Here is a 12,683-nt window from a genome sequence, read left to right as displayed (position 1 = left end):
ATGTATATTAGAACGATTATCAGAACCAAGCAGGCATAAGCGGTGGCTAAGAACAATCATCAGAAAAAAAACAGGCGGCTCTCAGACTGGAACTATCGCAATTTGGTCCTAACGTCCATCATTCTTGTAGAGCTCGGGTTCATTTTGTTGATACGCCTCTGGCCGGAATCTGTTTATGAGCCTGAAATAGATGTGCAGGTTCAGCAGGAGGAAGTTGTAGCTTTGGAAGATATTCAGGTGACCCGGCAGCAGTCATCTCCGCCGCCGCCACCCAAGCCTCAGGCTCCGGTTCCCGTTCCCAATGAAGAGATAATTGAGGAAGAGATTGATTTTGAAACAGAGCTGGATCTGGAAACACTACCACTACCTGAAGAGGGGGTTGGCACCGGCTTAACCGGTGATGAGGCTCGAATTGTAGGGAATCCTCAAATTCCGCCATCTGTCGTTCGTATTGTAGAGGCAACTGCACCAAAACAAGTACCCGATGAGTACGAAGGCCGGTTGGAGATGATTGTAAATTTTTTAGTAGATGAAGAGGGAGAGGTAGAAGAGGTAAGCATCATGGAAATTCGCCTTTACGAAAGAGGAGGGAGTGATTACGAACAACTGGAATTCGTTCAATACGGGTTGATGGATGCTGTAATAAAAGCTGCCATGCAGTGGAAATTCCGCCCTGCCAAACAAAACGGGGAACCAGTAAAAGCTTTTACGCGGCAGCGGTTTAACTATTAGATTTTTGGCTTAAAAATTTTGAAGTCCGGTCATTTGGTTATGTATAAATTTAACATCTCTTTAGTACACCATTAGCTTGATGAATTCCGAAGCCAATAATATGTATAGGCATACAGCGGTTGAGTTATGATAATGCTAACCAGCCCCGCCAGATGCTCCACCACCGGCACTGCCCGCAGTTGCTCCGGCTCCTCCTGCAGTTCCGGAAAATGTAGAACTACTGGATGCGGCCAATGCAGAAACAGTGGACGCAACAGATGCAGGTGTATGATTTGAACCGGGCATCAAGACAATCCATGGAAAGATTGTCTCACTACGGCCATCTACCTGTTTTACCAAACTCTCAATTTGATTTCCTGACAATGATAGCGCCATAGCATATACAAAATGTCTATCCATCATCTCCATTTGAATGGTGCGTTTATCTGCATTTTTCAAGCCATCTCTATATGCTTTCCATCGTTTATAAGTCTGTTCACCTTCACGGGTTCTTCTTTTTATAAAGAAAGACGCGAAAGACATCAAACTTGTAAATATCAAACCTATGATGGCTATTCCTGTCGCTCCATAAATCATAAAGACAAACGATATTGCCGTGAGTATAAATTGAGCTATGAAATTATAAATAACCCCTTTTGTGCTCTTTTGGTCAATCCAATTTTTTTCATCATAAACTTTTTTCACCTCTTTTTTCCATTCCGAAAACCATTTTGACATATCGAAATCATCGCTATTCTCGAAGAGTTTGTTAAAACGATCTATTCCGCGACTGATCTGCTGATTCAGGTGATCAACAATCATCTGTTCCCATTTTGGAAGGGTATTATCCGGTTGCGGTTCAGATTTTTTGATTTTGAAATAAACCTCCTCTGATGAGAAAAAGCCTTCTTTCTCTTTCTTCTCTTCCTGGATTTTGAACCAACCCCGCCTTGCTAAATCAAAAATTGTTGCCGACAGGTGATTTCCCGTGGCTGTACCCATTCCAAATAGTTGACCGATTATTGCGGGCGGGGTAGAGTCGGGAATCAGGACAGTTTCCCGATCAGAAATTGTGCTTGTTGAAAACCGGGTTCCATATTTTCGGTAGAACAGCAAGAAAACAGCTATACTCACTACACAGATCAATATTATAATTTCCGGAGTGATGGACTCATAGTATGCGTTTCTTTCCTCAATGCGCTGCTGCTCAGCAATGTAGGCTTTCTCATCGTTTTGGATCCATTCGAGAGATAGGTCAGGGTTGGTTATTGAAACAGCACTTTCATCGAAAATTTGAGTTGGAAATACAGACCGAACTTGTAACGATTGATCTGTCGTGATTTCATCAGCCGAAATTGAAAAGTGCCCTGGCTGTTGAGTGCTCTCGATTTGGGTTGATTCTGAACGAATCCATGTATGGAGGGAATCCGTTGAGATCTGTTGAGGCAGGCTAATTTGTATGTTCAGGTTCTCTGTCGGTTTTTCGCGTCCGGAGGCGATGTAATTCCAAAAGAATTCAGTCCATTCAGGCCCAATGGATAAGGCATCCGTCAACTCATATATAATTGAGAATGTTCGGGTTGTATCAACAGCATTGTAATTCCATCTAATTACAATCGAATCGTCATCATCGGATACGCTAAACGTACCAGCCTCCTCGCTATTCTCATTAACAAAATAGCGATCTTGTTCAAGCACTTGAATATTCCTGATCTCTGCAAATCCATTTTTTGGAAGGCGATAATCTGCCCAGCTATAAGAACCCTGAAATTGATATGTCCGATGCTCACTGATTTGAACGATTCCATCCTCAAGAATTTCAACATCTACCTCGATATCGGGAATCTGATACTCTCTATCCTGCGCAAAGCCTTGAAATAAAATGAGTACAGTAAGCAGAATTGTAAAAAACAGTCTCTTCATGATTTTCACTGAATTTGTTCAAGTATTGATTTTGGAATATCCGGCATACCACCTCTGTTTGAAGCAACAAATGCGGCATATTGATTGGATAGGGAAAGAATTTTGTCATCTGCCGTATTATTTAATCTCAGATAAGTGAAACAGGCCAGGAATGCATCTCCAACACCAACAAAGTCCCCCTCTCCGGAAATAGGGTGTGCATCTTCCTGAATTGACTGTTCAGAAGTAAGCATTGTACTTCCCCTTTCTCCCTCCGTTAATAGAATGATTTTTGAAGGATCATTCTTCAAAATTTCATCTGCAAAGTGAGGGTTTCCATACCATTCAGTTAATATTTTATGTTCGTGTTCATTAATCTTAATAATATCTGATTTGTTAATGGACGACAGAATCAGTTCTCTGTCTACATATGGAGGACGGAGATTTAAGTCAAACACTTTAAGACATTGTTCCGGAACTGCAGAAATCAGGTGCTGAATGGTTTGTTTGGTCTTGTCATTTCGTTGAGATAAAGACGCAAAACATATGGCATCCAATACGTTAGTTTTTTTCTTCAGTTCATCTGTCAATTCTATAAAATCCCAGGCAGAGGGCATGTCAATAGAATAGGAGGGTTCATCTTCATCAAATTCAACGTTCACAATTCCGGTAGGGTGACCTGTATCTTTTTGTACCAGTTTACAGTCAATTCCCTTTTTGTTTAAAAAGTCCAGCAACTCTTTTCCATTTTTGTCATCACCTATGCGGCTCAACAAGAGAGATTCAGTGCCCAGGCAATGCAAATGATAGGCAACATTTGCCGGTGATCCACCGGGCTTTTTATAATCGGGAAAAATATCCCAGAGGACTTCTCCCACACTTAATGTTTTATACATAAAACTTCTTTAGATGTTATATTAGTTATACTAAATGAAGAAACTCTCAGCTAATATGCTTGTTTTTGCAAAAAAAATTAAATCTGCTTTGAGAGTTCTCTGTTTCTTGTATTTTTGAATGATTATTAAATAAAAAGTAAAGTATCATGGATAGAAAAAAATTTCTTAAAAGTTTAGGTGCCGTCACAATCGGCGGAGTTACAGCAGCAGGATTGCCCATTTCATCAATTGCTCAAGAAAAAAACAGATCTGACCACATGTTTTTTGATATCTCATTAGCTCAGTGGTCTCTCAACAGAAGCTATTTTGGACCTTCTCGCGAAGTTGGTCAGGGAGAGATCGATCCACTCTATTTTGCCAGACATGCTCGGCAGCGATATGATATCGGCGCAATTGAGTATGTTAACCAGTTCTATTTTGGGAAAGCTGAGGACCAAAGCTATCTGAATGAACTAAAGAATATTGCTGATAACGAAGGTGTTGAGAGTGTATTGATTATGTGTGATAGGGAAGGGAATCTCGGAGATCCCGATTCATCCGCCCGACAACAAGCCGTTGAAAACCACTACAAATGGGTGAACATGGCCAGTTTCCTGGGATGCCATGCAATTCGAGTAAACGCAGCGAGCCAGGGTACGTACGAAGAACAGATGCAACGCGCAGCAGACGGTCTCAGGAGTTTAACTGAATATGCCGATGATGAGGGAATCAGTGTTGTTGTTGAAAATCATGGAGGACTATCGAGTAATGCCGATTGGTTGGTAGGTACGATTGAGATGGTTGATCACCCCAACTGCGGTACCTTACCAGATTTTGGAAATTTTGATATCTCTGAAGACGAATCATTCAATAAATATAAGGGTACTGAAATGCTGATGGAACATGCGAAAGGTGTTAGTGCCAAAACGTATGATTTTGACGAGAATGGTAATGAGACAACTCTCGATGTGAAACGTCTTATGAGAATTGTCAGAGATGCTGGATACACCGGTTATGTAGGTATTGAATATGAAGGGAACAGGTTATCCGAGGATGAAGGTATTAAAGCTACAAAAGCACTTCTCGAAAGAGTAGGAACTGAGCTTACCGAATAAGTCTGGAAATGAGTAAATCATAATAATTACACAATAAAAAGAGTTTTAAATCTTTTTAATGGCACTTACCGAAAGTAATTTACAGACTTACTCATAAACCCCGGAAGTATTACGTATGAATCTCAACATTAAGGCTAAAAAGAAAAATACTTTTGATGCCATTGTAGTTGGTACAGGTATTAGCGGTGGTTGGGCAGCAAAAGAACTCACCGAAAATGGCCTAAAAACTCTTGTCCTGGAGCGGGGGCGTGATGTTAAACACATAGAAGATTATCCAACTGCTCTAAAGGACCCATGGGAACTTCCTTATGCCGATAAACTTACGGAAGAGGAAGCGAAGCATTATCAAAAACAGATGCGTACCGGCTATACGGTCCGACAGTCTACCAAGCATTGGTGGGTAAAAGACACAGATCAACCCTACAAAGAAGTAAATCGCTTCGATTGGATGCGCGGATATCACGTTGGCGGACGTTCCATAACGTGGGGACGCCAAAGTTACCGTTGGTCTCCAATGGATTTTGAGGCAAATCTCAGGGATGGTATTGCTGTAGATTGGCCCATCCGCTACAAAGATGTGGCTGAGTGGTATGATTATGTAGAGGAGTTCGCCGGAATCAGCGGTCAGGCAGAAGGACTTCCGCAGTTACCAGACGGAAAATTTCTTCCTCCAATGGAGCTGAACTGTGTTGAAAAAGAGTTTAAAAAATCCCTGGCTGAAAATTTTGGACGGGTGCTTACAATTGGCCGTGTTGCCAACTTAACCCAGCAACATGAGGGCAGGGGACCATGTATGTTTCGCGATCTTTGTATTCGTGGATGTCCTTACGGAGGATATTTCAGCAGTAATTCTGCCACCCTTCCTGCAGCATCAGCAACCGGGAATATGACACTACGCCCTCATTCCATCGTAAATTCAATAATTTATGATGAGGAGCAGGGGAAAGCTACAGGTGTGAGAATTATTGATGCTGAGACTCTTGAGACAGAAGAATTTTACGCTGATCTGGTATTCCTGAATGCATCGACTATGAATTCCACCCTGATTATGTTGAACTCTATATCCAACCGTTTTCCAAACGGACTTGGAAATGATTCCGGCGAATTAGGGTGTAACATTATGGATCACCATTTGGGAGTTGGTGCCAGCGGTGATATTGAGGGATTTGAGGACAGATATTACTGGGGCCGCCGTCCAAATGGGTTCTATATTCCACGTTACAGAAATCTTAATAAAAATGACCGGGGTTACATTCGCGGTTTTGGTTACCAAGGTGGTGCAAGCCGGGAAGCCTGGCAGCGTGGTGTACGGGAACTGGCCATTGGTTTAGATCTGAAAGATTTACTCCGGGAGCCTGGATCCTGGACTCTCGGAATGGGTGGTTTTGGTGAGATGCTGCCAGATCACAACAATAAAGTGTATCTCAGTGATACAGAAACAGATAAATGGGGTCAACCTATTCTTGTTTTTGATGTTGAATTTAGTGAGAATACGTACAGAATGCGTGAAGACATGATGAATGATGCAGCCGAAATGCTGGAAGCAGCGGGTGCAAAAAATATCCAAACATTCGACGACCCGGGCGGTCCCGGTTTAGGTATCCATGAGATGGGAACTGCGCGGATGGGACGTGATCCACAAACATCTGTTCTGAACAAGTGGAACCAGGTTCACGCCGTAAAAAATGTATTCGTAACGGATGGATCTTGCATGACCTCGGCCGCATGCCAAAATCCTTCGCTCACATATATGGCATTAACAGCACGGGCAGCCAACTTCGCTGCCGATCAACTAAAAAAAGGTAACTTGTAATACTATGGACGAATCAAACAAAATTGACAGAAAAGAAGCAATAAAACGAACGGCACTTCTGATTGGCGGCGCAGTATTTGCTCCAAATGCTTTAGGAGTTTTACAGGGCTGTACAGCTCAACCGGGCGTGGATTGGAACCCTGTGCTGTTTACAAATGAGCAAGCCAAAATGACTACGGCATTGGCAGATGTGATCATTCCTGCGGATGAGTATCCCTCAGCAAGCGAAGCCGGTGTCCCTGCATTTATCGAGTCAATGATTAATGATGTTTATACAGATGAACAGCAGGCAGAATTCCTTGAGGGATTGGACGCCTTTGCTGAAAAATCGAGACTTGAACTTGATGGTGATTTCTATGATAGTACTCAGGAGGATCGCTATAAGTTCACCTACAGCGAAAATCAGAACTCATTAGAAATTCAACGAGACCAGGATGTACCGTTTTTCCTTCGATTCAAAGAGCTAACCATTCTTGGATATTTTACATCCGAAGTGGGTGCTACTGAAGTACTTCGATATGAGCCTGTTCCCGGAATGTATAATGGCTGCATGCCGTTTGAAGAGGTTGGAAGAGCCTGGGCCACTTGATTTGAGAATTTAATGATTCCCCGGTTTTTAAAAATTGATAGACTTATCCTCTGATATTTTCAATGTTTATCCGAAGATTTTATCATCTTCTTTCTCTTTAAATAAAACTCTTCTGTCGAAGGGATCTAATTTCTTGCAGGAGGAGTGAATTCCAATCATAAAGCCATTATTTTCCATCAATGCCATTCTTTCTTATTCGCTCTGCTTGTTGTTGAATTATAATTTCTTTAGATGAGAATCGACCCAAAATATTTTAATCGTTTTATAGGGATCTGTGCGGCGATAACTGTGGTGGTAATCATATACAGCACCATTCGTTATTTTCATAATCAAGTCACTGAATTCCAGAATAATGTATCGAATGTGCAAGCGGATACACTCTCATTTCGCTCATTTTCGGAACAGGACTCTTTGTTCGTGGCTGATTTGCCTGCAGAACCGACAATCATTCACTTTTGGTCCACCTGGTCCGATAAGTCGAAAGAAGTGGGAGAATATTTGCAGAGATACAGGGAGGAGAACGCTTTGATTGTAATTGCGGCTGCCGTTCGGGATGGGGATGAACAAGTTCAGAACTATATCCGTAATCAGGCTCTCGCGTTTCATTTTGTTGAAGGGACTGATCTGTTCCAATCATTGATGGCTCCCGGACTTCCAACACAGATTTTCATCGATCGCAGGAAACAGATTTTTGATACTCATGTTGGCAACGATACAACTGAAATCAAAACAAAGTTAGTTCGCCTTTTAGACAGTGAGTAAGCCTGATAAATATATCATATTGAACGGTTCCATTATTGCGGAAGATGAAGCTAAAATTCCGGCAGTTTCCTCGGGACTCTACTATGGTGCTGGTTGTTTTGAGACGTTTATTGCTGAAAATGGTGGAATTTTTAAGTTTAAAGCGCATATTGAGAGGTTAAATCGCGGTTTAAAATATCTTGGCGTTTCGGGCAAAGATTGGGTAGATGAAGATTTGATTCTTAAACAAGTAAAGGAACTATTAGAAAAGAATGGTTTATCTAATAATAGAAGCCGAATTCGGGTGCAGGTTTCATTAAATGAAAAAGGCGGCTATTTAAAGAGAGATGAATCATCATTGATTACTGTTATTTCATCGCAAATAGCCGAAAAAAAATCTGACCCAAAAAAACTTATTCTTTCAGAAACCATTGTTGTGCCGTCACAAGCCCGTCCAAGTGAATTGAAACTGAGTAACACATTACACTACCGCCAGGCTTTTCGCGAAGCCAACAAGAAAGGAGCGGATGATGCGGTTATGTTGACTGTGAAGGGATCTGTAGCGGAAACTTCCATAGCCAATATTTTTTGGATGAAGGATGGAAAAGTATTTACTCCTTCAGTTCATTGTGATATTCTGCCGGGAATCATGCGAAATTCGATTATTGAAATCCTTAATGATCAACTACAAATTGATGCAGAAGAGGGGCAATTCAATATGGATGATCTGCTGAATGCCGATTTTGTATGGCTCACAAACAGTGTGCTTGAAGTGATACCGGTTTCAGATATAGAAAATATTTCTTTTCGGGTTGAGGCTGATTTCTTTACTCTGTTAGAAAAAGAGTTAGAGAGATATAAAAAGGAGAATACCACTTATGTCTGAAGTGATTACGAATTTGCAACAGGTAGAGGAGTATCTGAATTCAATTCCAAAATTTAGTTCAAAAGGTAAAGCTGCTGCTAATTTCGACCTGAGCCGTATGGTCAGGTTTTGCAATCAAATGGGAAATCCGCAAAACAATTTTAAATCCATCCATGTGGCAGGCACGAACGGAAAGGGTACCGTATGCAGGATGCTGGCATCCGTTTACCAAGAAAGTGGATATCGAGTTGGGTTATATACATCACCTCATTTGATTGATATCAGAGAGCGATTTCAGATTAACGCAGCATTCATTGAGAGTGATGAACTTCTGAAATTTTTTAATTCCTATGGTGAATATATTCGTCAGTCAAATTTCACCTATTTTGAAATTACAACTGCTATAGCGTTTTGGTATTTCTCCAAAAAAGAAGTAGATCTTGCCGTGCTCGAAGTCGGTTTAGGCGGACGATTGGACGCTACAAATGTAGTGGATCCATTGGTTAGTGTTATAACCTCCATCGGTCTCGATCATACTAATATTTTGGGTAATACCATTTCAGAAATTGCAAAGGAAAAAGGCGGTATCATCAAACCAAATAAGCCGGTAGTAATTGGGGATTTAGAGCCTGAAGCTCAAACAGTTATTGAAAATATTGCGAAAGAAAAATCTGGAGAACTACTTACAATAAATTTAATGGACACTGTGTATCAGGATGATAGCATCATAATAAAGAAGAATTGCTCCCAAATTGTGATTGATGGCAAGAACTGGAAAAAAGTTGATGCAAAGAATATTGCAGTTGTGCACAGGGTGACGGATCTTCTAAATGATGAGTATTCTGTTAGCAAGGAACAATTTGAACAAGGTATTGAGAACGTTCAAAAGAGATTTCAAAGACGAGCGGTATTTGAAAAATTATCGCCAGATTATGACTGGTATTTTGATGGAGCTCATAACACTCAATCCATTCAAGAGTTAACCATGCATCTCGCAGAGATTGCTCCGCCCGAAAATTGGATTGTTATTTTAAGTTTTATGAATGATAAATTGAGTACTGAAGTTGCAGAGCTTTGGAATAAATTTGGAAACATCTATCTTTATGCAATGGAAGGAGAGAGGGCGGCTGCATTAGATGAGATGAAATCTTATTTTCCATCAGCAAATGTGTTAGATTCCCCCGATAAATTACAGTCCAATCAATTTCAATCAGAATTAGTAATTTTTAGCGGAAGTTTTTACTTTTACAGTGTTGTCAGCAATTGGATGGGTTCCATAGCTTCTGCTGATCAAATCAATTAAATCCTTCCGCACTATAAGTTTTTACCCTCGGCGTGCTACTAAGACTAAGTTGTTCGCTTTTCTACATGAATTAAATATTAGAACTAAACTTTCATTATGTCGGAGAATCAAACCGATAACGATTTTAAAATCGACCTGGAAACTTTACATCAAAAAAACGTTAAAGATCTGAAAGCTATTGCAAAAGCAATGGGTCTAAAAGGAGTTTCCACTCTAAAGAAACAAGGCATTATCGACCGTATTAAAGATAGTGTTGATCAAAAAAGCTCAAAAAATCATAAAGACTCTGCAAAACCTAAAGAGGTTCAGAGTTCGAATTACGGTCAACAATCTCATATACAAACGTACGATGAGAAGCCTAAACGGGGAAAATCTTCATCGTCTGGTTCCGGAAGGCGCCAGCACCGGAATAACCATAAAAAGAACAAGAAGCATGTGAGTAATGTGCTGCCAGAATCGGATGCAGATTCACTGGAAGAGAAACTAAAAGAGATTCGTCCGAAACTGGGTAAATTTCTTTTGAATGAAGGAACACTTGAAATTCTCCCGGATGGTTATGGATTTCTACGATCTGTAAATTACAACTACAAAGCCAGTCCGGATGATATCTATGTCTCACCATCTCAAATTAAACGATTTCGTTTAAAACAAGGGGATTGTGTGATTGGAATTATTCGTCCTCCAAAAGTAGGCGAGCGATATTTCGCATTGCTCCGGGTTGAAGGAGTGAATGGAAAAATTCCTCGTGACATGGATAACCGAGAGGATTTTGAAGACCTTCTGCCAATCTATCCCGATGCCAGGTTCAAACTGGAAAACCATTTTGCAGGGTACACAACCCGAATTATGGATATGTTTACTCCAATTGGAAAGGGGCAGAGGGGATTAATAGTAGCTCAGCCTAAAACGGGTAAAACTACTATTCTAAGAAATGTGGCTAATGCTGTTAACAAGAATCACCCCGATACAAAGATTATCATTCTTCTGGTTGATGAACGCCCGGAAGAGGTAACTGAGATGCAGCGAACAGTGAAAGATGCCGAAGTAGTTGCATCTACATTTGATGAGAAGCCTGAAAACCATGTTGGACTCTCTGAAATAGTTTTTGAAAAAGCCAAGAGGCTTGTAGAGAGCGGTCATGATGTATTGCTGCTCATGGACTCCATTACTCGTCTTGCACGCGCTTACAACGTTGCTACGGGTAGCTCGGGCAGAACAATGACCGGTGGTGTAGATTCTGAGGCGTTGAAAGCACCGCGTCAGCTCTTCAGTTCGGCACGAAATATTGAGGGAGGCGGAAGTCTGACGATTATCGCCACAGCGCTGGTAGAAACCGGCTCCCGAATGGATGATGTGATATTCGAAGAGTTTAAAGGAACCGGTAACATGGAACTTGTACTCGACAGGCGTCTTGCTGAGCGGCGAATTTTTCCTGCTATTGATGTTTTCAAGAGTGGAACCCGCCGCGAAGAGCTTATTGTTGCCGAGGAAGAGCATGAGAAAGTAATTCTGCTTCGTCGTTACCTCAACAATCACAATGCATTTGAGGCGATGGAGTTTCTGCTCGACAAGATGAAAGGCACTAAGTCAAACGAAGAGTTTCTTATCTCAATGAATAAGCAATAGAAGATGTACATCGGGCAGCTTGCCCGATACTGTTGCATTTAGTTCTGTTGAAGTATGTGGAACAGGTTGCCTGAATACAATTCGGTATCCCAAACTCCTGTTTTCATCAAAATTACAGTTTGAAGAGCCGGACAAGCTGTCCGGCGTACCATGTACATCGGGCAGCTTGCCCGATACTGTTGCACTCAGTTCTGTTGAAGTATGTGGAACAGGCTGCCTGAATACATTACGGTATCCCAAATTCCTGTTTTCATCAAAATTACAATTCGAAGAGCCGGACAAGCTGTCCGGCGTACTAAGGATTGACCAAAATATATTTCTTCTGAGGATCTCTTGACAGCTGACCTGACTTTTTGAAAAGGGAATGATAAAAGAACATGAGAGCCTTTTCCTTCAGTGCCTGTTTTAAGAGTAGCGTTTTTGCTTTCTTTGATTGAAGCGGATCTACATCAATATCTCTCATAGAATAGTGATTGAGATGATACTCAGTCGGTATCAGATCGCCCATAAAATAAGCCGTCTCCTTTTCACTCTTTAGCTTAACAATCATATGTCCCGGGGTGTGGCCGCCTGTTTTTATGGCAAAGACTCCCTCAACCGGTTCATAAATTTCCTCTTTTAAAAAGGTACATTGTTTCCGGGCTACCAGCCTGTAAATTTCATCTAACTTATAACCGGCTCCGGGTAATTTATTATCACTATTTACCTGTGTTAGAGCATAGTCCCATTCATCCTGATGAACAAAATATTCTGCGTTTGGAAAAGTTGGCTCTGTTTTTAATTCCTCTGACACAAAGGAGATTCCGGCAGCGTGATCGAAATGCAGATGGGTGAGGATTACTATATCGATATCCTGCGGAGTCAGTTCAAAAATATCCAGATTAGTTACGACGTTCGAAGCGTCCTTATACTTACTGCCGGAATCCAATCCCCATCCCAATCCGGGATCAACCAAAATATTTACTCCATTCTTTTGAATCAGAAGGGGATCAATACCAATAGCGGATGTAAACTTTCCGATGTTTGGATCGTCTTTCAAATTGTCCAGCCGAGAGGATTTCATTTTTTGGAATGATCCGTCTTCGAACAGTTCAAAGAAACCTTCGCTAAGCTGTTCAATCGTAAAATCTCCGATATTCATAT

Annotated in this window: 12 protein-coding genes; 8 read left to right on the top strand and 4 right to left on the bottom strand. The window is 41.2% G+C overall.

All coding sequences use genetic code 11. The features are described from left to right. The first annotated feature begins 42 nt into the window (after positions 1-42). Positions 43-732 (top strand): hypothetical protein, encoded by a 690-nt coding sequence (locus tag U5K72_11260; protein ID MDZ7719383.1) that lies wholly within the window; start codon positions 43-45, stop codon positions 730-732. 135 nt (positions 733-867) lie between these two features. Here U5K72_11260 and U5K72_11255 read toward each other — a convergent pair whose 3' ends face one another. Beyond that, entirely contained in the window at positions 868-2,634 is a 1,767-nt protein-coding gene (locus U5K72_11255; GenBank protein MDZ7719382.1) for a DUF2207 domain-containing protein, read from the bottom strand. A 5-nt stretch (positions 2,635-2,639) separates the two neighbouring features. Further along, positions 2,640-3,509: a PfkB family carbohydrate kinase gene (locus U5K72_11250; protein ID MDZ7719381.1), complete on the bottom strand. Its 870-nt coding sequence runs from the start codon at positions 3,507-3,509 to the stop codon at positions 2,640-2,642. 146 nt (positions 3,510-3,655) lie between these two features. Here U5K72_11250 and U5K72_11245 point away from each other — a divergent pair, with 146 nt between their 5' ends. The 7 genes from U5K72_11245 to rho all read left to right on the top strand — a co-directional run bounded on the left by U5K72_11245 (position 3,656) and on the right by rho (position 11,540). After that, positions 3,656-4,603: a sugar phosphate isomerase/epimerase family protein gene (locus U5K72_11245; GenBank protein ID MDZ7719380.1), complete on the top strand. Its 948-nt coding sequence runs from the start codon at positions 3,656-3,658 to the stop codon at positions 4,601-4,603. 115 nt (positions 4,604-4,718) lie between these two features. Continuing rightward, a complete protein-coding gene (locus U5K72_11240; GenBank protein ID MDZ7719379.1) occupies positions 4,719-6,416 on the top strand; it encodes a GMC family oxidoreductase in 1,698 nt (565 codons plus the stop codon). A gap of 4 nt (positions 6,417-6,420) precedes the next feature. After that, a complete protein-coding gene (locus tag U5K72_11235) occupies positions 6,421-7,005 on the top strand; it encodes a gluconate 2-dehydrogenase subunit 3 family protein (protein ID MDZ7719378.1) in 585 nt (194 codons plus the stop codon). Positions 7,006-7,236: 231 nt separating this feature from the next. Then, positions 7,237-7,767, top strand: coding sequence for a hypothetical protein (locus U5K72_11230; GenBank protein ID MDZ7719377.1), 531 nt, complete (start codon positions 7,237-7,239; stop codon positions 7,765-7,767). Next, entirely contained in the window at positions 7,760-8,632 is an 873-nt protein-coding gene (locus tag U5K72_11225; protein MDZ7719376.1) for an aminotransferase class IV, read from the top strand. Before U5K72_11230 ends, U5K72_11225 begins: the two co-directional genes overlap by 8 nt. Further along, the gene (locus tag U5K72_11220) at positions 8,625-9,914 is read left to right on the top strand and encodes a folylpolyglutamate synthase/dihydrofolate synthase family protein (GenBank protein ID MDZ7719375.1); all 1,290 of its coding nucleotides are present in this window, start codon (positions 8,625-8,627) and stop codon (positions 9,912-9,914) included. The genes U5K72_11225 and U5K72_11220 overlap by 8 nt, the downstream gene beginning before the upstream one ends. 96 nt (positions 9,915-10,010) lie before the next feature. Then, positions 10,011-11,540, top strand: a complete 1,530-nt coding sequence (rho, locus tag U5K72_11215) for a transcription termination factor Rho (GenBank protein ID MDZ7719374.1) — start codon at positions 10,011-10,013, stop codon at positions 11,538-11,540. Here rho and U5K72_11210 read toward each other — a convergent pair. Then, positions 11,523-11,780, bottom strand: coding sequence for a hypothetical protein (locus U5K72_11210; protein MDZ7719373.1), 258 nt, complete (start codon positions 11,778-11,780; stop codon positions 11,523-11,525). The two genes, rho and U5K72_11210, sit on opposite strands and share 18 nt — an antisense overlap. A gap of 55 nt (positions 11,781-11,835) precedes the next feature. Further along, positions 11,836-12,681 (bottom strand): MBL fold metallo-hydrolase, encoded by an 846-nt coding sequence (locus tag U5K72_11205; protein ID MDZ7719372.1) that lies wholly within the window; start codon positions 12,679-12,681, stop codon positions 11,836-11,838. Positions 12,682-12,683 lie beyond the last annotated feature (2 nt).

The sequence above is a fragment of the Balneolaceae bacterium genome (assembly GCA_034521495.1).
Lineage (GTDB): Bacteria > Bacteroidota > Rhodothermia > Balneolales > Balneolaceae > Rhodohalobacter.
This window is presented reverse-complemented; position numbering and strand designations above follow the sequence as displayed.

What these genes read in the sequence shown, in the direction of transcription:
- rho (MDZ7719374.1), top strand. Translation starts at nt 10,011, where the DNA reads ATGTCGGAGAATCAAACCGATAACGATTTTAAAATCGACCTGGAAACT.
- U5K72_11220 (MDZ7719375.1), top strand. Translation starts at nt 8,625, where the DNA reads ATGTCTGAAGTGATTACGAATTTGCAACAGGTAGAGGAGTATCTGAAT.
- U5K72_11230 (MDZ7719377.1), top strand. Translation starts at nt 7,237, where the DNA reads ATGAGAATCGACCCAAAATATTTTAATCGTTTTATAGGGATCTGTGCG.
- U5K72_11245 (MDZ7719380.1), top strand. Translation starts at nt 3,656, where the DNA reads ATGGATAGAAAAAAATTTCTTAAAAGTTTAGGTGCCGTCACAATCGGC.
- U5K72_11255 (MDZ7719382.1), bottom strand. Translation starts at nt 2,634, where the DNA reads ATGAAGAGACTGTTTTTTACAATTCTGCTTACTGTACTCATTTTATTT.
- U5K72_11250 (MDZ7719381.1), bottom strand. Translation starts at nt 3,509, where the DNA reads ATGTATAAAACATTAAGTGTGGGAGAAGTCCTCTGGGATATTTTTCCC.
- U5K72_11235 (MDZ7719378.1), top strand. Translation starts at nt 6,421, where the DNA reads ATGGACGAATCAAACAAAATTGACAGAAAAGAAGCAATAAAACGAACG.
- U5K72_11205 (MDZ7719372.1), bottom strand. Translation starts at nt 12,681, where the DNA reads ATGAATATCGGAGATTTTACGATTGAACAGCTTAGCGAAGGTTTCTTT.
- U5K72_11240 (MDZ7719379.1), top strand. Translation starts at nt 4,719, where the DNA reads ATGAATCTCAACATTAAGGCTAAAAAGAAAAATACTTTTGATGCCATT.